This window comes from Aurantibacter sp. UH7, assembly GCF_056839165.1.
The window spans coordinates 984,672-1,001,091 of sequence record NZ_CM166388.1 but is presented as its reverse complement, the minus strand read 5'-3'; the positions used below and the strand labels follow the sequence as shown (position 1 = coordinate 1,001,091).

At 32.7% G+C, this 16,420-nt stretch carries 21 protein-coding genes; 2 read left to right on the top strand and 19 right to left on the bottom strand.

Features of this window, described 5'->3' with window-relative positions; translation table 11 throughout:
- Nucleotides 1-28: 28 nt before the first annotated feature.
- The 4 genes from UH7x_RS04400 to UH7x_RS04385 form a co-directional block, all read right to left on the bottom strand.
- A complete protein-coding gene (locus tag UH7x_RS04400; RefSeq protein WP_482362511.1) occupies nt 29-241 on the bottom strand; it encodes a YgaP family membrane protein in 213 nt (70 codons plus the stop codon).
- Nucleotides 242-453: 212 nt separating this feature from the next.
- Nucleotides 454-1,089 (bottom strand): hypothetical protein, encoded by a 636-nt coding sequence (locus UH7x_RS04395; RefSeq protein ID WP_482362510.1) that lies wholly within the window; start codon nt 1,087-1,089, stop codon nt 454-456.
- 148 nt (nt 1,090-1,237) lie between these two features.
- The gene (locus tag UH7x_RS04390) at nt 1,238-1,621 is read right to left on the bottom strand and encodes a DUF3037 domain-containing protein (RefSeq protein WP_482362509.1); all 384 of its coding nucleotides are present in this window, start codon (nt 1,619-1,621) and stop codon (nt 1,238-1,240) included.
- Nucleotides 1,611-2,390 (bottom strand): HipA family kinase, encoded by a 780-nt coding sequence (locus UH7x_RS04385; RefSeq protein WP_482362508.1) that lies wholly within the window; start codon nt 2,388-2,390, stop codon nt 1,611-1,613. Before UH7x_RS04385 ends, UH7x_RS04390 begins: the two co-directional genes overlap by 11 nt.
- A 343-nt stretch (nt 2,391-2,733) precedes the next feature.
- On the opposite strand from UH7x_RS04385, the gene UH7x_RS04380 reads away from it, so the two are divergent.
- Nucleotides 2,734-3,294 carry a TetR/AcrR family transcriptional regulator gene (locus UH7x_RS04380; protein WP_482362507.1) on the top strand — a complete coding sequence of 187 codons (561 nt, stop codon included), beginning with the start codon at nt 2,734-2,736 and terminating at the stop codon, nt 3,292-3,294.
- 75 nt (nt 3,295-3,369) lie between these two features.
- Here UH7x_RS04380 and UH7x_RS04375 read toward each other — a convergent pair whose 3' ends face one another.
- From UH7x_RS04375 to UH7x_RS04350, 6 genes are all read right to left on the bottom strand, one after another.
- Nucleotides 3,370-4,443, bottom strand: coding sequence for a polysaccharide lyase family 7 protein (locus tag UH7x_RS04375; RefSeq protein ID WP_482362506.1), 1,074 nt, complete (start codon nt 4,441-4,443; stop codon nt 3,370-3,372).
- A 129-nt stretch (nt 4,444-4,572) separates the two neighbouring features.
- Nucleotides 4,573-5,619 (bottom strand): ACR3 family arsenite efflux transporter, encoded by a 1,047-nt coding sequence (arsB, locus tag UH7x_RS04370; RefSeq protein ID WP_482362505.1) that lies wholly within the window; start codon nt 5,617-5,619, stop codon nt 4,573-4,575.
- A 3-nt stretch (nt 5,620-5,622) separates the two neighbouring features.
- Nucleotides 5,623-6,255 (bottom strand): arsenate-mycothiol transferase ArsC, encoded by a 633-nt coding sequence (locus UH7x_RS04365; RefSeq protein WP_482362504.1) that lies wholly within the window; start codon nt 6,253-6,255, stop codon nt 5,623-5,625.
- A gap of 23 nt (nt 6,256-6,278) precedes the next feature.
- On the bottom strand, nt 6,279-6,746 hold the full coding sequence (locus tag UH7x_RS04360; RefSeq protein ID WP_482362503.1) for a DUF6428 family protein: 468 nt from the start codon (nt 6,744-6,746) through the stop codon (nt 6,279-6,281).
- A 48-nt stretch (nt 6,747-6,794) separates the two neighbouring features.
- Nucleotides 6,795-7,127 (bottom strand): ArsR/SmtB family transcription factor, encoded by a 333-nt coding sequence (locus tag UH7x_RS04355; protein WP_482362502.1) that lies wholly within the window; start codon nt 7,125-7,127, stop codon nt 6,795-6,797.
- 172 nt (nt 7,128-7,299) lie between these two features.
- Nucleotides 7,300-7,812, bottom strand: a complete 513-nt coding sequence (locus UH7x_RS04350; protein ID WP_482362501.1) for a lactoylglutathione lyase family protein — start codon at nt 7,810-7,812, stop codon at nt 7,300-7,302.
- A gap of 118 nt (nt 7,813-7,930) precedes the next feature.
- Between UH7x_RS04350 and UH7x_RS04345 the strand changes: the two genes are divergently transcribed.
- Nucleotides 7,931-8,245 carry a winged helix-turn-helix transcriptional regulator gene (locus tag UH7x_RS04345; protein ID WP_482362500.1) on the top strand — a complete coding sequence of 105 codons (315 nt, stop codon included), beginning with the start codon at nt 7,931-7,933 and terminating at the stop codon, nt 8,243-8,245.
- Between the two features lie 8 nt (nt 8,246-8,253).
- On the opposite strand, the gene UH7x_RS04340 is transcribed toward UH7x_RS04345, so the two are convergent.
- The 9 genes from UH7x_RS04340 to UH7x_RS04300 form a co-directional block, all read right to left on the bottom strand.
- Nucleotides 8,254-9,210 carry a tRNA dihydrouridine synthase gene (locus UH7x_RS04340; protein WP_482362499.1) on the bottom strand — a complete coding sequence of 319 codons (957 nt, stop codon included), beginning with the start codon at nt 9,208-9,210 and terminating at the stop codon, nt 8,254-8,256.
- A gap of 54 nt (nt 9,211-9,264) precedes the next feature.
- The gene (locus UH7x_RS04335) at nt 9,265-10,497 is read right to left on the bottom strand and encodes a PAS domain-containing sensor histidine kinase (protein ID WP_482362498.1); all 1,233 of its coding nucleotides are present in this window, start codon (nt 10,495-10,497) and stop codon (nt 9,265-9,267) included.
- A 183-nt stretch (nt 10,498-10,680) separates the two neighbouring features.
- Complete coding sequence (locus tag UH7x_RS04330) at nt 10,681-11,241, bottom strand: DinB family protein (protein WP_482362497.1); 561 nt, start codon at nt 11,239-11,241, stop codon at nt 10,681-10,683.
- Between the two features lie 51 nt (nt 11,242-11,292).
- Nucleotides 11,293-11,829, bottom strand: a complete 537-nt coding sequence (locus UH7x_RS04325; RefSeq protein WP_482362496.1) for a Crp/Fnr family transcriptional regulator — start codon at nt 11,827-11,829, stop codon at nt 11,293-11,295.
- A gap of 57 nt (nt 11,830-11,886) precedes the next feature.
- Nucleotides 11,887-12,975: a serine hydrolase domain-containing protein gene (locus UH7x_RS04320; RefSeq protein WP_482362495.1), complete on the bottom strand. Its 1,089-nt coding sequence runs from the start codon at nt 12,973-12,975 to the stop codon at nt 11,887-11,889.
- A gap of 195 nt (nt 12,976-13,170) precedes the next feature.
- Nucleotides 13,171-13,716: a cupin domain-containing protein gene (locus UH7x_RS04315; RefSeq protein WP_482362494.1), complete on the bottom strand. Its 546-nt coding sequence runs from the start codon at nt 13,714-13,716 to the stop codon at nt 13,171-13,173.
- Between the two features lie 84 nt (nt 13,717-13,800).
- Nucleotides 13,801-14,604 carry a helix-turn-helix domain-containing protein gene (locus UH7x_RS04310; protein ID WP_482362493.1) on the bottom strand — a complete coding sequence of 268 codons (804 nt, stop codon included), beginning with the start codon at nt 14,602-14,604 and terminating at the stop codon, nt 13,801-13,803.
- 298 nt (nt 14,605-14,902) lie between these two features.
- The gene (locus tag UH7x_RS04305) at nt 14,903-15,493 is read right to left on the bottom strand and encodes a phosphatase PAP2 family protein (protein WP_482362492.1); all 591 of its coding nucleotides are present in this window, start codon (nt 15,491-15,493) and stop codon (nt 14,903-14,905) included.
- A 104-nt stretch (nt 15,494-15,597) separates the two neighbouring features.
- Nucleotides 15,598-16,386 carry a glycerophosphodiester phosphodiesterase family protein gene (locus UH7x_RS04300; protein WP_482362491.1) on the bottom strand — a complete coding sequence of 263 codons (789 nt, stop codon included), beginning with the start codon at nt 16,384-16,386 and terminating at the stop codon, nt 15,598-15,600.
- Nucleotides 16,387-16,420 lie beyond the last annotated feature (34 nt).

Below are 16,420 nucleotides of genomic sequence, written 5' to 3'. Positions count from 1 at the left end.
CCTTAGCTTTTAAGTTATTATTGTTCAGTTACTTTTTGCTATCTAACGGACAAGTGTTTAATCCAAACAAAGTATATAAAGGACAAAAACTAATAACACTGGTGAAAATAAATACTACTGATGCTATTAGTAGAATAAGGCCTAATGTACCTGAGATTATATTGGTAAAATAAAGAATACCAATAATTGCGGCTACAATAATTCTGATCATTCTATCTGTATTACCCATGTTTTTTTTCATCGTTATTTACTTTAATTAGTTATTAATGTATCAACAACGAGCGCTATTCCATAAATTATTGCAATGCATGTACGCATACGGCAAGTAGTTTAAGGACTTTGATTTTCATCATTGATTAGTTTATGATGCGAATCTCGACATATGTAATTACCTGTGCAGTGACTTTAGTCACATATGGATTTTTTATTTTTCAATATGGCTAAATATGGTGTTTATTCTGTTATAGTTCGCAAGTTTTGGCTTGGGGTAGGGTCATTCTCTTTAATTCTTTGACGGCATATTTTTTCTATTTTTAACAGATTATCGATGCCCGATATGTGAAGTGTTTCGGGAATAAATTTATCTGGACTATTCTTTCTCGAACTCATTTTACCTCTGCGCATTTCTAGTGAAATATTTTCCTTTTTAATATTAAGTTCTGTATTTCCTGTGAATTGTTCCCAGTCAAAATACTTGATATTCCCATTTCTATAGTTAATTAATCTCGTTGCTGTACCAACAAAAAAACCACCTTTTTTAGTGAGCATTATTATTCCCCAAATGAGCATTCCTAAACCAATTACCATAAATAGAAGTAGTAACAACGAAGGTACAATCATTGGCTCTAGGTTATCTATACTAGCTGTAGTGGGTACATCATTCGATTTAAAATGTACCTCTTCCCCTTTAAATAATGGGCCAAAAAAAGCATATGAACCAATAGCGGGTAATGTCAACCAAAAAAGAGAAAATAGTATTATACCATATGATAGCGATTTGGGTTGATTACGCCTTGCATATGTTGCAAAGTCTATTTCTTCGTCTCCTATTACTGTTTGTAAATCTTTTGGTAATTGCGCTTTATTCATGACATCATTTCTATTTATTCATGTATTTCAAACATGACCAGAATTTTGTAGCTATAGAACGGATATATAATAGATTAGTTGCATTTTGCACGATTCTAAACTATAGGCTTTACCTTATTATATTCAGATGATTTTATAATAAAGGCATTTACATAACACATCTTTTAAATATATTTTCTAATTCTTTTTTAGGGTCATCGCATAAGCCCGGATGCGTTTTAGAACTTTGTATTATGGTGCTTCTGCACGCTGTTAACCAACGAAATCTGTCTGAAATTTCCATTTTTCCAATAGGACCGCCAGATTGATTTCCATCGCAAATTAGTTTCCAAGCATCTAAATAGTCAGTTAGTAACCCCATTTCTAAATCAGGAGCAAAAGCTTTTAATTTCTCTTCATTAATATGATATTTAATATCAAGAAATCTCTTTGGCTTAGAAAAAAGAATTACGCCTACATTAAAAAATTCTTCGCGTTCAACTTTAGGAACAACTCTTATAATAGCATATTCAAAGGTAGATTTATCTTGCATCGCTAGCCTCTTTAACTAATAATGTAATCATCGCAAATTTTGTATTAATAAATTTGACATATGCAGCTCTCATTTCATCCGGACTTAAATCATCTATTTCATTAATAAGCCAATCTTCGGGAATATTCGATATAATTTCAATGATTTTTTCTTCATTTACTAGTTTCAATATTTCGTTTGCAGCCTCTTCTAATCTGGTAGCTTTTGGTAAAAGCACATGGTCTTTTATTAAAGGAAAGGTCCGCGTAAGATGACCCTCCCAATCTTTCCAATTATGATGGAAATAAAAGCTCGCTCCATTATCTATTATCCACAATTCATTATTCCACTGTAACAAATTTGTGTTTTTGGCAGTGCGGTCTATATTACTAATAAGGCTATCTAATACTACTACTTTTGAAGCTGTCATTGCATCAACATTTGAAACCAATGGGTCAAAAGTTATGGAGCCTGAAAGAAAATGTAATCCTAAATTCAAACCAACACTAAATTTAAGTAAGTCTTGTATTTCTTCATCTGGCTCTGTCTTGCTAAATGAATCGTCTAAATTTATAAAAACCAATTCTGGTACTTTTAGTCCCATTGCTCTTGCAAGTTCACCGCCAATGTACTCGGCAATTAAAGCCTTTTTACCTTGGCCAGCTCCTCTAAACTTTAATACATAAAGAAAGCCATCGTCCGCTTTAACTATTGCGGGTAGTGAACCTCCTTCACGCAAAGGCTTTATATATTGAACAACGGCTACAGTTCTAATATCGATTTTACTCATAAAAACTTTAATGAATATTATGGTCTTGGTTAACTACCTATAAAAGTAAATCTATTTTCTCATATAGTTCTATGCAGGTTACATTTTGAAATTTACGTTTTTATACCCTGAGAAGGTTATCTATAATTAATAAAACGCCAGTGTGATAAATTTGATAAAATGTGAAGTCCTATTTTTAGACTTTTGCTTAGTTTGTTGATGAAAATTTAAGTTATAATTTTTCGAATTTGAATGCTAAAATACAGACAATCAAAAATGTAATGTTGGTTTTGTTAAGGGATAAGGTTAAAAATTGAAATCGTACAGACTTGTCTGTATGTATATTTTTGATTAATTTTATAAAATGAGCAAAGTAAGTGTAAAGGATAAAATTATTACAGCTGCGTCTGATTTATTCTATTATGACGGATATAATCAAACCGGAATTAATAAAATCTTGGAAAAGGCTGAGGTTTCAAAAGATAGTATGTACAGGCACTTTGGGTCTAAAGAAGCTATTGCTGTTGCTTACTTGGAAAAAAGACAGGAAACCTGGATGGTAGATTTGAACGAGAAATTATCGGTTCACAAGACCGGATACGATAAAATTCTTGGACTATTTGACTATCTGATTCTTTGGCTGCAGGAAGTTGATTATAGAGGATGTGGATTTCAAAATATTATTACAGATATTCCGAAAGACCAGAATTCTATTAAAGTGGCAGTCCGAAATTCTAAAAATGAAATACATGATTTTGTCTTTAATCAACTTAAAGATACATCTCGAACCATTACTGAGTGTAAAGAATGTAGTGATGAGATAATGGTGCTTTTAGAAGGTGCTTTAATGTTATCTCAAATACAACAAGATTCTTGGCCAATTTTAGCCGCCAAAAAGGCTGGTTCGAAAGTTCTAGGAGAATAACTTCTTTTTATATGTACTTAAAGCAGAATTTTCTGCCTTAAAATAAATTTAAACCAAAGAATCTTGGCTAAGCAGCTATTCGTCGGTAGGTGCTATACTCGGACCTACAGTTGCATTTTTAAACCATACTTCTGCATAACAGCCGTTCGCATATTGCTTTTCAATATCACCACCATACGTTTCAGATCCAGTACTCCAAACAATATTATCTTCAGGTTTCTTTCCATTAGTCTGATTATAGGCACCCTGTTTAAAGTATTGTATTTCGCCAGCATAGGCAGTATCTATTTCTACACCGTCGCGGCCTATAGAAGCATATAGCGTCCATATTTGCTCTGGAATTTTTGCTTTGGTTGAGAAATCTGATTTTAATAAATTTTTCGTGAATTTTACTGTCTCGTGTCCTTCACTAGTAAAGGTGAGATACATTATTCCTTTATATACATTTACTTCATAGCTAAACTCCTCTCCAAGTTCAATGCCATCTACTGGTTCTTCTGGATACGAGGTTGCATTATCGCCAACAACAGACATATCATTACCCCAAACTGCTGTTGAATAGTCCCAGCGTTTAGCATTATCACCTTCCGTATTAATTTCATAATTCCAAAAAACAGAACCTTTTTTATGTCCAGGAAATTTTTTGTAAAAAATCTTAAGGGGTTCATTTTCATTTCCTTCATCACTATGAATTTGACCAACAACTACCGAGTAAGAAGCAGCTACTCGAGCATCAGCTGAGGTAGATACATGCATAACTTTTAACGTTCCTGTTAATTTTCCACCAACTTCAGGAATCCAATGTTCTTTTTGCCCTAGTTCGGTTCTTGTATTACTAGATGTACGAGAGGTAATTCCAGAATTAGGAGTTTTATAAACAACCCAGTCTGCTTTATCATCAGTTGCAACATAAAAGAAATCCTCCTTTTTATAGTTTACCAATTCATCAGATTTTGTTCCATCACCTAAAAGAATTTTCCATTCTTTCATAAACGGAATAACATCACTAGGATACTTGGTAACTACAGAATCTTTTTCAGTTGACTTTTCAGTGGTTTTTTTACCCGTATTAAAACAGCTATTTAGTGTTAGCACTAGGCTAACCAATAAAATAGAATGGAATAGTGACTTGTGATTTCTTGAATTCATCTGAAAGTGTTAGTGTTGCTAATATACTGCAATGTAAACATTCTGTAATAGATGTATTTATTTCAAAAAAAACACCGTATGAAAATATATTACTTTTCATACGATGAATAGTAATTTATGTAGCGGACTTTATGCGATTGCATTCCCGTAATACTTCTTTCGTAACCAAAAAGAAACGCGTACTAATAAAATTAAAGCTGGTACTTCAACCAACGGACCAATTACTCCTGCGAATGCCTGCCCAGAGTTAAGTCCGAATACAGCAATGGCTACAGCAATGGCTAATTCAAAATTGTTCCCTGCAGCGGTAAAAGCAACAGCTGCGGTTTTGTCATATTCTGCACCCATAGCTTTTGTAAAGAAAAAACCAATAATAAACATGAGGGTGAAATAGATTAATAAAGGAACAGCAATTATTAAAACATCCATAGGGATTTCAACTATTAATTCTCCTTTTAGCGAGAACATAACCACAATTGTAAAAAGAAGCGCAATTAAAGTTAATGGCGAAATTGTAGGAATAAATTTTTTGGTATACCATTCTTCGCCTTTAAGTTTTACTAAAATTAGTCGACTTAAAATGCCTAACAGAAATGGAATTCCTAAATATATGGCAACGCTTTCTGCAATGGTTGCGATTGAAATATCTACTATAGCACCTTCAAAACCAAAGTAGGGTGGAAGCACTGTAATAAATAACCATGCATAAAAACTATAAGCGAAGACCTGAAAAATACTATTTAAAGCGACTAAACCAGCGCCGTATTCGCTACTTCCTTCTGCTAGGTCATTCCACACTAAGACCATGGCAATACAACGTGCTAAGCCAATTAGAATGAGGCCTACCATGTATTCGGGGTACTCTCTTAAAAAGGTAATTGCCAAAATAAACATTAAAACAGGGCCAACTATCCAATTTAGAATGAGTGAAATGGAAAGGATTTTAGTGTTTTTAAAAACTTTTGGTAACAATGCATAATTCACCTTTGCTAATGGCGGGTACATCATTAAAATTAAACCAATAGCAATCGGAATGTTGGTTGTACCGCTACTAAAAGAGTTTATAAAATCTGGAAAAGTGGGTATAAAGTATCCAAGCCCAACTCCAATAGCCATTGCTACAAATATCCATAAAGTCAGATTTCTGTCGAGAAAACTTAATTTTTTTATTGCCATTTTTTAGGAAGTAATTTGTGAGAAAACGAAATGTAATTCGGTTGCAATCTGTATGCTTCTTTCATTATATTTTTCGGCTTGCTGTGGCGTATTATCAAATACTTTTGGATCTTCGAAAGTAATTGGTATTCGCTTTTCTGCTCCTGCTATAAACGGACAACCACCATCGGCTTGCGAACAGGTCATAATTGCAGCAAACTCAGATTTCGGATTAAAATCATCATCTAGCTTTTTAGAAAAACCGATTATTGGATGCTCGTTATCCGCATATTTAATGCTATAAATCGGGTTGCTACCTTCTGCTATTTTCTTAATCTGAAAACCAGATTTTTGCAAGGTCTCTGCGGCCATTGGAAAAAGTGCTGTGGCCTCTGTTCCACCAGAATAACACGATACATTTTTCACATTAAAATAATTTGCCAAAGTTTGTGCCCAAACCTGTGATAAATGACTTCTTCTCGAATTGTGCGTGCAGATAAAATTGATTCTGATTTCTTTACCTTCAGCTACTTTGGACTGAATAAATTCAGTTAAAGGTTGTAGAATAGCTTTGCGTTCTTCAGAAATAGTTTCAGGTCTTAACTCTTTAATAACTTCCGATATGCTAGCAAATACCGTTGATTTTGTATCAATCATTTTTTAAATTTTATGAAGTTTAATTAGCAACATCCGCCACCTGGTGTGCAACTAGTTTCATTACTTAAATCGGCAAATTTTAATTTTGGCTTTTCAGCAGGTACTCCGCATTGATCTTTTGCTAAACAGTCTGTTTGTTTGGTTGTTAATAGAAAATTAGTGCCGTCGAAATCTAGACCGAATTTTCCAATGGTATCACCTTGGTATTCTACTTCAACCTCTAAATCTTCTATTCCTAAAACTTTTTCTGAAAGTTCAATAATATGGACTAATTTCTCTGGATGTAATCGATGGTCGTAATCATTTGCATTCCAAAGTTGAAAGTTTACAACTTCTTCGTTTCTTACGGTACCGCCACAATCAATAAAGTGTTTTGTAACTTTACCTACTTCGGTAACATGAAAATGGTTTGGTACTAATTCCCCATTTGGTAATTTAAATGAAATTGTTTCTAATTGATTTAGTTTGTTTTTTATTTCTGATAGTTTCATAACTATATTTGTTTATTGCGATTATACGATTAATTAAAATAATTTTTTTTAGCAGCAGTTCGATTTTTTAGAAATGTCTTGATTTAAAAATTCGGACATTGTTTCCTTCATTTCTGTCCAATTTTTAGTATCAATACAATAGCAAACACTTGTTCCTTCTACGTTACCTTTAATCAGCCCTAAATTTTTAAGCTCCTTTAAGTGTTGTGATATTGTGGGTTGCGCAAGTCCAATTTCGTTTACCAAATCTCCACAAACACACGTATCTATTTTAAACAAGTGCTGTAAAATAGCTACTCTTGCAGGATGTCCAAACACTTTTGCAAATAACGATATCTCGTTTTGCTGGTCTGTAAACATTTCAGTTTTAGCTAAGCCCATTTGTTTTCTTTAATTTGTTCATTGCAATATTACGATTAATAAAATTACAAATCAAAATTTAATTGATAAAAATCTTATATAAAAAATACCTACTAACTTCTAAGATTAGAAAGTTAGTAGTGTTAATTTATAGGATAGACCCTAATTATGATGGTCTCAAAAGCTGAATAACTTAATCTTGGTAAGCTCCAGAAGAATAGGTTAATTCGTAGCTGTGGGTATAAATTTCAAATACAATACCGAAGGGGTCTTCAACATAAACCATTTTATAGGGCTTTTCATTTGGGTAATACTCACGAATAGGCATTCTTTGTTTTCCGCCGTGTTCCACTATTTTTTTGGTTAGATTTTTAATATCTGGATCTTGAACACAGAAATGAAATAAACCTGTATTGAATGGGTTAAATTCCGGCTTTTCTTTTACGCCATGAGGAAAAGAAAATAGTTCAATACCAATACCATCTGAAGTAGACATGTGTGCAATTTCAAAATATTCCCACGCTTCTCCGAAAACATCAATACACATTTGCCCGATAGCAGTATCACTTTCCTTACTAATTTTCGACGGAGACATAATTACATACCATCCCATAACATCTTTATAAAAACTAACTGCTTTATTTATATCAGGTACGGTAATGCCAATATGTGAAAATGATTTGGGGTAATTGCTGTTATTTTTCATTCAATGCTATTTTGAGTACAAAATTATTCTATTTTTGCCATATTGGCAATAACTTACCAAAAAGTAGTATAGTTACCCAAACGAGTTAATTGTTGATTATTAGTTATTTAATACAATTATGTTGAATAAAGAAATGTACTGCCCATTAAATTATACCATGAATCTTATTGGTACAAAGTGGAAACCTTTAATTTTATTCCATTTGTTAGAGGGTGCTTTGCGATCGGGTATTTTACAAAAAAAGATTCCTGGTATTTCGAATAAAATGTTTACGCAAACCGTGCGAGAACTTGAAAAAGATGGACTTGTTACTAGAAAGGTTTACCCTGTTGTACCACCTAAAGTTGAATACAGTTTAAGTAAGCGTGGAAAATCCTTAGAACTAGTATTGCGTAATCTAGATAAATGGGGATTAGAAGATTCTAAAAATTAACTGCTTTATTATGAATGTAATTTTTGAGTAGCGATAATATCCCCAACGGCCTGTACGTATTTATGAGGGTTTTCTGCTTTTTTAATTGCTTTATATACTTTTTGGGGATTATGAGTAGCTTGCGAGAAGAATTCCCAAAAGCCAAGCATTTTCATCTTAATAGGCGTAGGGCCAGAAAGTAAATCGTCGTATTGCTTATAAATAGTATCATGAAATTCTCTAAAAATATCCCATCGATTTTCAGGGTATTCGGTAGTGTCAGCTTTTATCATGCTTGGTAAAAACGGATTTATAATAAGACCTCTACCAATCATAAAATGTTTAATAGAAGGAAACCGTTCTTGCATAGCTTTAAATTGGGCTACTGTGGTTATATCCCCATTATAATATAACGTATGTTTTGCAACAGCTACACACTTCTGGAAGGCTTCAAGATCTACGCCACCTTTGTATAATTGTTTGCCAAGGCGCGCATGTATCGCTACATTTTTTAATGGATATTTTTCTAAGATTGGAAAAGCATCTAAAATTTCATTACTATTCTCATAACCGAGACGCATTTTTATTGAGATGGTAACATCTGTCTCGTTATGCGCACGATCCAAAATGTGATCTATTTTTTCTGTATTGCAAATAAGTCCAGAGCCCATGCCGCTATTTGTTACCATCGGATATGGGCAACCTAAATTCCAGTTTAATTCGGCATAACCTAACGATTGAATATATTTTATCACAAATAAAAAATGATCAACATCTGCTGTCATTACCTGCGGAATTACTTCTAAAGTAGTATTTACATCGGGGTTCAAATCGCGTTGGTACGAACCCTTGATAATCATTTTTCTATTAAAACGTATATAAGGTGCGTAATAAGTGTCTATTCCTCCAAAGTACTTCTGTTGTGCATTGCGAAAGTTATAATCGGTAAAGCCTTGTAAAGGGGAGGAAAGCAGTGTGTACGACATTAATATGATTTGAAGCCGTAAAGATAGTGGAATAAGAAATGTGAACCTTTAATGTTATTCTATCACATTTATAGGAATGCTAAATTTAAAAGTACTTCCCTTTTCCACTTCACTTTCTGCCCAAATGGTGCCTTTTAGTTTATGTACAAATTCTTTGCAGAGCACTAAACCAAAACCAGAACCTTTTTCCCTTTCTGTTCCAGGAGTTGAATTATTTGCTGATATTTCAAAAAGTGTTTTTACTTTTTCTTCTGACATACCAACACCATTGTCTGTAACCGATATTTCAACATGATTGTTTTTTGTAATAGCAGCTACTTCTATTTCACCTGCTACGCGTGTGAATTTAATAGCATTCGAAATTAAATTTCTAAGCACAGTTTTAAGAATGTTTTCGTCCGTGCATAGTATTATTTTATTGGAATTACTATAATGTAGCTTTATATTCTTAGCCTTAGCAAGTGATTTTTCGATTTTTATAGTGTCCTGGATAACCTTGGATAAACTAATGTCGGATGGTCTAATAACAAGTTCACCAGTTTGCGAGCGTGCCCAGTTTAAAAGATTGTCGAGTAAAACCAGTGTGTTTTTTGCAGTCGTATTTATTAACGAGACAATCTCTTTAGTTTCTAAATCCTCTGAAACACTTTTACTGCTTTTTAACAAAGTAGAAAGACTTATAATATTACCAAATGGTCCTCTTAAATCATGTGCTATAATTGAAAATAATTTATCTTTTGTATTGTTTAATAATCTAAGCTGTTCTTCGCTTTCTTTTAATGCCTTTTCTGCTTTTTTACGTTCGGTAATATCACGTATTACACCTACAAGTGATTTGTGTCCACTAGCATCTATAAATCTCGATTTTCTTGTTGAAATTACTAGACTTTCTTTTCCTGCTATAGAAAGCGTCTCTTCATTAATATTTTCGATTCCGTCTGTGAGTACCTGATTGTCAATTTTTAAAAAACTTTCACGCTCGTTAATAGGAACATGTTCGGCAAGTGTTTTACCTATAATTTCTTTGCGTGGTAAATTAAACATCTTAGAAAAAGCATCATTAACCATTATTAATTCGCTTTTTTCATTTTTTACAAATACCGAATCACCCATAGTGTTAAGAAGTGTTTGGGTGTATTTCTCACTTTCTTCTACTTCATCTTTTATACTTTGAAGTTCTAATTCTTGCGCTGTAGTTAATGTTATATGCGATTGAAGAAATTCATTTTGCTTTTTAAGTTTTGCAATCTGATTTATTAGTCCTTGCCGTGTAGGATTTATCTTCATCTTATAAAGTTCGGATAATCAGGGGAATAAATGCTATGATTTTCTAATCGTTTGTCGTTTTTATTAAATTCCTTGATATTATCTTAATAATTTGATCTTTTCTTAAATTTTAATGCAATTAATTATTTTATGGGTGGTTTTTGTTGAAAAACTTGCATAGTATTTAGCATATAAACTACTATTTTATAGTGAGCCTTCTAAGTTGTGGAATGTTTTATGTGCTTGTACTAAATGCCTTTCATTATGATAAACTACAACTCTAAACGTATCTCCTATTTTCAATCTTATTAGTTTTGATATACTTATTGCCGTTTTAGTCTTGTTTAAATTTATTTCTCTAGCGCTGTTCAGAAGTTTCAATAGTTGTTCTTGTTGACCAATATAGCGATCAATCGTCTTTTTATCTAATGTACTACCTAGGGGGTTTTTGTCCTTAAAAGTTTTCATCGTATTCAGTTTCTCTTTGGGTAACATGCTTTTTGCAAAATAATTACCTAAAAATCCTGATTTAAAAACTTCAGTGTCCGCCGTTTTTGAACTTTCAATTTGTGTTTTTATTTCTGGAATATAAAAATTTCCGTATAAGTTTAAATGCTCAAAACATTCTAAAATACTCCAACTACTTTCTTTAGCACGCCAATTGAGTTTTTCGGTTGATAGTGCACTAAATTCTTCAGCTTGATAAATAGTAGCTTGGGTTCGTTCTTTTAGGTCTTGAATTAATTTATCAGATGCTATTTTCATTATTTTTTATGCAAAAGTCGCTACTATGTTAATCAAAAACATTGATTTGGATTAAGACTTTTTAATTCGTGATAATGTTTCTGGCGTCATTCTTAAATATGATGCGATATACTTATTTGGAATTTCTTGAAACAATTGTGGACTCCGCGCCAATACTCTTTTATATCGTTCTATAGGCGAAGAAGTTAAAATATCGCGTTCTCTTTCTAACTGTTGAAAAATAAGGTCTCCGAGCATCTTAAGCCAGATGCTGGTGTTTTCTTCTGAACTTTCTATAAAGTTCATAAATCTGTTTTTTTTAATAATCTTTAGCTCGGTTTTCTTTATGGTCTGAATAATTAAATCGGATGGTTTCTCACTTATAAAGGAATCTAAAGATGCTATAAAATTATTCTTGTAACCAAACCGTATTATATTTTCTTCATTTCCATCCAATACATATATTCTTAAACTTCCACTTACTACAAAATAGAGATTCGTGTCTATGCTTCCTTCAACTTTTACATATGCCTTACGCTTTAATTGAAGTTGCTTATCCCACAAATCTTGTTCGTCAATTTTTGTAATAAAGTTGGTTATCGGATTCATTTTTTTACACTTAGTTGCGTTGGCCTAATATGAAATAATATTTTTATTAGTTATTTTTTATTTTGAAAATGTCGGCAGCAATACATCTTGCACAATTGCAAAAGGTAATTTGTCTTCTTGCGAATTATAAGCTCCCCCTGTAAAAATAGCCACCATATCCATTTCTGGTAAGATTATAATGTACTGCCCACCATTGCCAGTTGCTGTTTTAGAAGCAATCACTTTATCGTTTACTTTGAATGGAATGTTCCACCAAAAATAACCATAGTCAATTCCCGTTATTTGTGTTTTTGGGGTAGTAGCTTCTTCCACCCAATTTTTCGAAACAAGTTGCTTGCCATTCCAAAGCCCTTTATTAAGCACTAGTTGCCCAATTTTGGCCATATCCCTTGAGGTCATATATAATCTTCTGCCAGCAGGAATGATTTCTTTATTCGAAGTATGTCCCCAAGTGATATTCGTAATTTCTAATGGATTGAATAAATATTTTTCGGCGAATTCTGCAATCGTCATTCCGGAAGCCTGATTAATTATTTCTGCAATTAAGATAGCACCCATAGAACAGTAATTCGATACCGCACCGGGATCATTAAGCATTGGTAAGTCTAATGTATATTGAAGCCAATCTTTCTTCTTGTAAACTTTGTCTTCTTGGCCTTTAGATTTTTTGTCCCAATCGTTACAATCGAGTCCGCTAGACATCGTTAGCAGCTGTTTTATTGTGATTTTATTTTTTCTAGGATCTAAGTTTTTATTTGGAACGGGACTTTTTAAATATTTTGATATCGAGTCATTTACATTTTCAATAAATCCTTTGTCTATAGCAATGCCCATTAAAATCGCGCGTATACTTTTTGTGGTAGAACGTAGGTCGTGCGGTTTGTTAGCTGCTGCACCATTGAAATATTCTTCAATAATTAGTTCGCTATTTTTAATTAATAGCACGCTGTGTAGTTTGTTTGCTCTATTTTTTGCTTGACTGAAAAAATTATGAATTAAGGTGGTGTCAATATCTTGTGCGATTAGACTATTTGTTACCCACCCGTCGTTCAATTGTTTTGGCTGCGAATAAGAATATGTTTCTTGACCATAACAAAATGCGTTAATTACAAGCGCTATAACTATAGAAATAGTAAAGTTTTTCATGGTATAGAATAACGGCCGAATTAAGATTTGTTATCGTATATTTTATGAAGAATAATCTAGCCGATTCTAAAGATAGCCAATTGCACTCTTTTCCAAAGAGATATTTAACACGCTTTTAATTGATATACTTAATAAAACGCTGCTATTATTCTGATTTTAAAAATCTTAGTAGAAGCATGTGAATAGCAATGTTATTTATACAAAGCTAATACCGTGTTTAGCGCAAATTTCAGTTACTTTTTCAAAATCTGGAGGCCCGGGAGGTAGTTCAGATAATTCGGAGAACATTTCTTCGATTCCCGATGGAAAAGCAGAGCACATCATTTGGGCGCTTTCGGTTCCAACCACAGTCCAAGAGTGTGGTATGTTTTTGGGAGCAAAAGCCATATCTCCTGAATTCAGAATTGTAGCTACCCCGTCCACTATAATTTCAACCTGACCCTTAATAACTCGGAATATTTCGTCTTCTTTAGTGTGAATATGAGGGGGAATACCAACTCCAGGTTCAACATTAGAAACCCATTCTAATATTTGATTGCCTGTGTCGGACCCTAGAAGTTTATGGGTTTGTACATCGCCAATTACATTTAGTACACTGCCTTCAGCATTGGTAATTATTTTTGGGTCATTAGTGCTAACTGTTTGTGTGTCTTCATTTGATGATTGACCTTGTGCTAAGGTTGGTATTAGTGTTAACCCTAATCCTAATCCCGATGTTGTAATAAATTTTTTTCTATCCATGATTAAATCTTTCCTGTAAATTATATGGATAATGGTATAGTAGCAATGTTAAAATCACGGTAAATACCTTGATTTTAGTAGCTTTTAGTTTTTACGCAAGGTGGAAGGGGTAATACCGGTATGGGTTTTGAAAAAATAACTGAAATAATCGGGTGTCGAAAAACCTAATTCAAAACTGATTTCCTTAATTGTTTTATCTGAAAATTTTAAAGCATGACGAGCCCGCATGAGTAATTGTTCAATAATAATACTTTTAGAACCCATATGAAGGACTTCTTTTACACATTCATTCAAGTATTTTGGAGTTATATTTAGTAGATTGGCATATTCTGCTACCTCATGCTGTTCGGCTATATGTTTGTCTACAAGCTTTTTAAATTTATAGACCATATTCGATTTAGAATTATTATTCGAAACTATAGATTTAATGTTGCATTGTCCGTCACAGTAAACAAAAAATGCATTCAATAAAGACAATATAGCTTCTTCTTTATGATTGAGTTCTGACCCTAAAAGTTCGTCTATCATTTCAAGAATGGCTTGCGTTCTTTTTTCAATACCCGGACTTAATTTAAATAACGGAATTTCACCCGAATTGAAAAGGCGTACTTTATTAATATGAAGATTACTTAAAATAGGATTATTTAAAACTTCACTGGACAAGTGCAATACATAACCGGAAGAGGTGTTCGATTTTCTCTTATGAATGTTCCAATGGCACCTTGGGTCAAGAAAAAAAATTGAATTCGATACATTTTCGTAAAATATATTATCTATCTCAATTCCTTTAACCTGATCTTTTATCCAGCAAACAGCAAAATCATCTGTGCTAATCTTGGTAGTAGTTTCGTTTACTATTTGTGTTATGTTAATAGAATTTGTTTTCATCCATATTCACTTTTAATTTTGGGGGACGAAATAGAAATGTATTAATTTGATTATGGATTTAAATTTAATATTTATAGGCCAATTAATGAAAACAACGTAAACCTTAAATTGATTTTAATAAAATGTTTTGAATTAAGATTCCTGATTCAGGAAAAACAAGAAAAGATACTTGTAGCTCGCCTAGCTTTATATAACCTTCTTCATTCATGTTTTTGTCATTTTATGAACGGCCTAAGGAAATAAGTAGAATTATTAGTAATACATGTTTCATACTAACCATATTTAGGTGAACAATGATTTAAAATTTATAAACAATTGAAACTAGTTTATATTTACCCGATGAATTAAAACCTATTTCAAATTTTGGTTTTTCATATGGTTTTGTAAATAAATAAGTACTTCCTATTCCCACTATAGCCCCTCCAAGCACATCCCAAATATCGTGGTAGTCGTCTGGTCCTTCTAATCTGCTAACCCCTACTATTCCTGCCAGTATATAAGCTGGAATTCCATAATTCCAACCATATCGTCTTTGTAAAAAAGATGCTCCTGAAAATGCGGAGGATGTATGTCCAGATGGAAAGGAGTCAAAACGATCTCTACCTTCTGGTCTCTGTTTTTTTGTTAAATATTTTAATGAATACGTAATAGCCAAGGTCGTTCCATATGACAAGGCCAGTTTTTTAGTTCCTTGATAATCTTTCTTTATGATGGATACTATTCCTGCGGAAAGTGGTAAAGCTATTTGTAGAACATCGCCTGTATCCTCAAGGGTATATTCCCATTTTTCATGCCCAAACGCATCACTCTGTGAGAGCAATTCAGAACTCATTAAAAAGCCTAAAATAAAAAGTAAAATTCCTTTATTTAATTCTATTGTTTGTATCAAAATAAAAATTATTTAAAAAGTTTGCCATTAGTCTACTCCATAAGATTTTCTATCAAAATATGGTATGCAATGAAAAGCTAACAGATTACTATGAGGTGTTACCTTTAGTCTGACAGATGTAATGATTTACTTAATTTTTCTGGATAATCCGTAAATATTCCGACAACTCCTAATTCTTCTAATTTTTCTATTTCTTGAGTTGAATTTACCGTCCTTACCACCTCACCTTCATACATCCATGCCCAAATTGGTTTATTTCTTGTTTTAGCATGTTTAATTACTCGTTTGTTCAATACATTAATCATCCAGTATTTTTTAGGTAGCATTAGTATGTCCGTTTTTATTGGAAAAAAATTGTCTAAGTATAAAAAACTACTATACAACATTTTCTTTGCTTCCTTGGCAGGTACCCCATATGTCCAATTTGGTTTTAGATGTTTTAATTTCTTTATAATTTCATCATATTCACTTACCACTACAAAGTTTCCTTCATGAAATTCTGAATCAATTAATTGGATAAGGATTTTTACAATTTTTGGATTATTAGAATGGATGTCTAGCAAGAGATTCGCTTTGGGAAATTTTTTGAATACATCTATAACTTCTGGAATTCGTATAGGAGAAGATCTGTAGATATAAGTTTCATCTATTTTAAAATTATAGCCGGCATTGAGTTTTTTAACTTCCTCAAGGTTAAGGTCATTTATAAACTTATTTTTGCCAGTAATTCTTTTAGTATGGTCGTCATGAAATAAAACCAATTGTTCATCTGAGGTAATTTGAACATCCATTTCAATTCTCCAATTAGGATTTGTTGCATAGCAATGTTTTATACCTTGTAAGGTGTTTTCAGGATTTTCTCCACGTCCACAACTGTAGCAAATTACTTCCATCTCAAAGCAATGTTACAAGAATTAAAATCTAATT

What these genes read in the sequence shown, in the direction of transcription:
- UH7x_RS04300 (WP_482362491.1), bottom strand. Translation starts at nt 16,386, where the DNA reads ATGGAAGTAATTTGCTACAGTTGTGGACGTGGAGAAAATCCTGAAAAC.
- UH7x_RS04330 (WP_482362497.1), bottom strand. Translation starts at nt 11,241, where the DNA reads ATGAAAATAGCATCTGATAAATTAATTCAAGACCTAAAAGAACGAACC.
- UH7x_RS04345 (WP_482362500.1), top strand. Translation starts at nt 7,931, where the DNA reads ATGTTGAATAAAGAAATGTACTGCCCATTAAATTATACCATGAATCTT.
- UH7x_RS04365 (WP_482362504.1), bottom strand. Translation starts at nt 6,255, where the DNA reads ATGATTGATACAAAATCAACGGTATTTGCTAGCATATCGGAAGTTATT.
- UH7x_RS04395 (WP_482362510.1), bottom strand. Translation starts at nt 1,089, where the DNA reads ATGAATAAAGCGCAATTACCAAAAGATTTACAAACAGTAATAGGAGAC.
- UH7x_RS04380 (WP_482362507.1), top strand. Translation starts at nt 2,734, where the DNA reads ATGAGCAAAGTAAGTGTAAAGGATAAAATTATTACAGCTGCGTCTGAT.
- UH7x_RS04340 (WP_482362499.1), bottom strand. Translation starts at nt 9,210, where the DNA reads ATGTCGTACACACTGCTTTCCTCCCCTTTACAAGGCTTTACCGATTAT.
- UH7x_RS04325 (WP_482362496.1), bottom strand. Translation starts at nt 11,829, where the DNA reads ATGAATCCGATAACCAACTTTATTACAAAAATTGACGAACAAGATTTG.
- UH7x_RS04375 (WP_482362506.1), bottom strand. Translation starts at nt 4,443, where the DNA reads ATGAATTCAAGAAATCACAAGTCACTATTCCATTCTATTTTATTGGTT.
- UH7x_RS04385 (WP_482362508.1), bottom strand. Translation starts at nt 2,390, where the DNA reads ATGAGTAAAATCGATATTAGAACTGTAGCCGTTGTTCAATATATAAAG.
- UH7x_RS04320 (WP_482362495.1), bottom strand. Translation starts at nt 12,975, where the DNA reads ATGAAAAACTTTACTATTTCTATAGTTATAGCGCTTGTAATTAACGCA.
- UH7x_RS04360 (WP_482362503.1), bottom strand. Translation starts at nt 6,746, where the DNA reads ATGAAACTATCAGAAATAAAAAACAAACTAAATCAATTAGAAACAATT.
- UH7x_RS04310 (WP_482362493.1), bottom strand. Translation starts at nt 14,604, where the DNA reads ATGAAAACAAATTCTATTAACATAACACAAATAGTAAACGAAACTACT.
- UH7x_RS04390 (WP_482362509.1), bottom strand. Translation starts at nt 1,621, where the DNA reads ATGCAAGATAAATCTACCTTTGAATATGCTATTATAAGAGTTGTTCCT.
- UH7x_RS04355 (WP_482362502.1), bottom strand. Translation starts at nt 7,127, where the DNA reads ATGGGCTTAGCTAAAACTGAAATGTTTACAGACCAGCAAAACGAGATA.
- UH7x_RS04350 (WP_482362501.1), bottom strand. Translation starts at nt 7,812, where the DNA reads ATGAAAAATAACAGCAATTACCCCAAATCATTTTCACATATTGGCATT.
- UH7x_RS04335 (WP_482362498.1), bottom strand. Translation starts at nt 10,497, where the DNA reads ATGAAGATAAATCCTACACGGCAAGGACTAATAAATCAGATTGCAAAA.
- arsB (WP_482362505.1), bottom strand. Translation starts at nt 5,619, where the DNA reads ATGGCAATAAAAAAATTAAGTTTTCTCGACAGAAATCTGACTTTATGG.
- UH7x_RS04400 (WP_482362511.1), bottom strand. Translation starts at nt 241, where the DNA reads ATGAAAAAAAACATGGGTAATACAGATAGAATGATCAGAATTATTGTA.
- UH7x_RS04315 (WP_482362494.1), bottom strand. Translation starts at nt 13,716, where the DNA reads ATGGATAGAAAAAAATTTATTACAACATCGGGATTAGGATTAGGGTTA.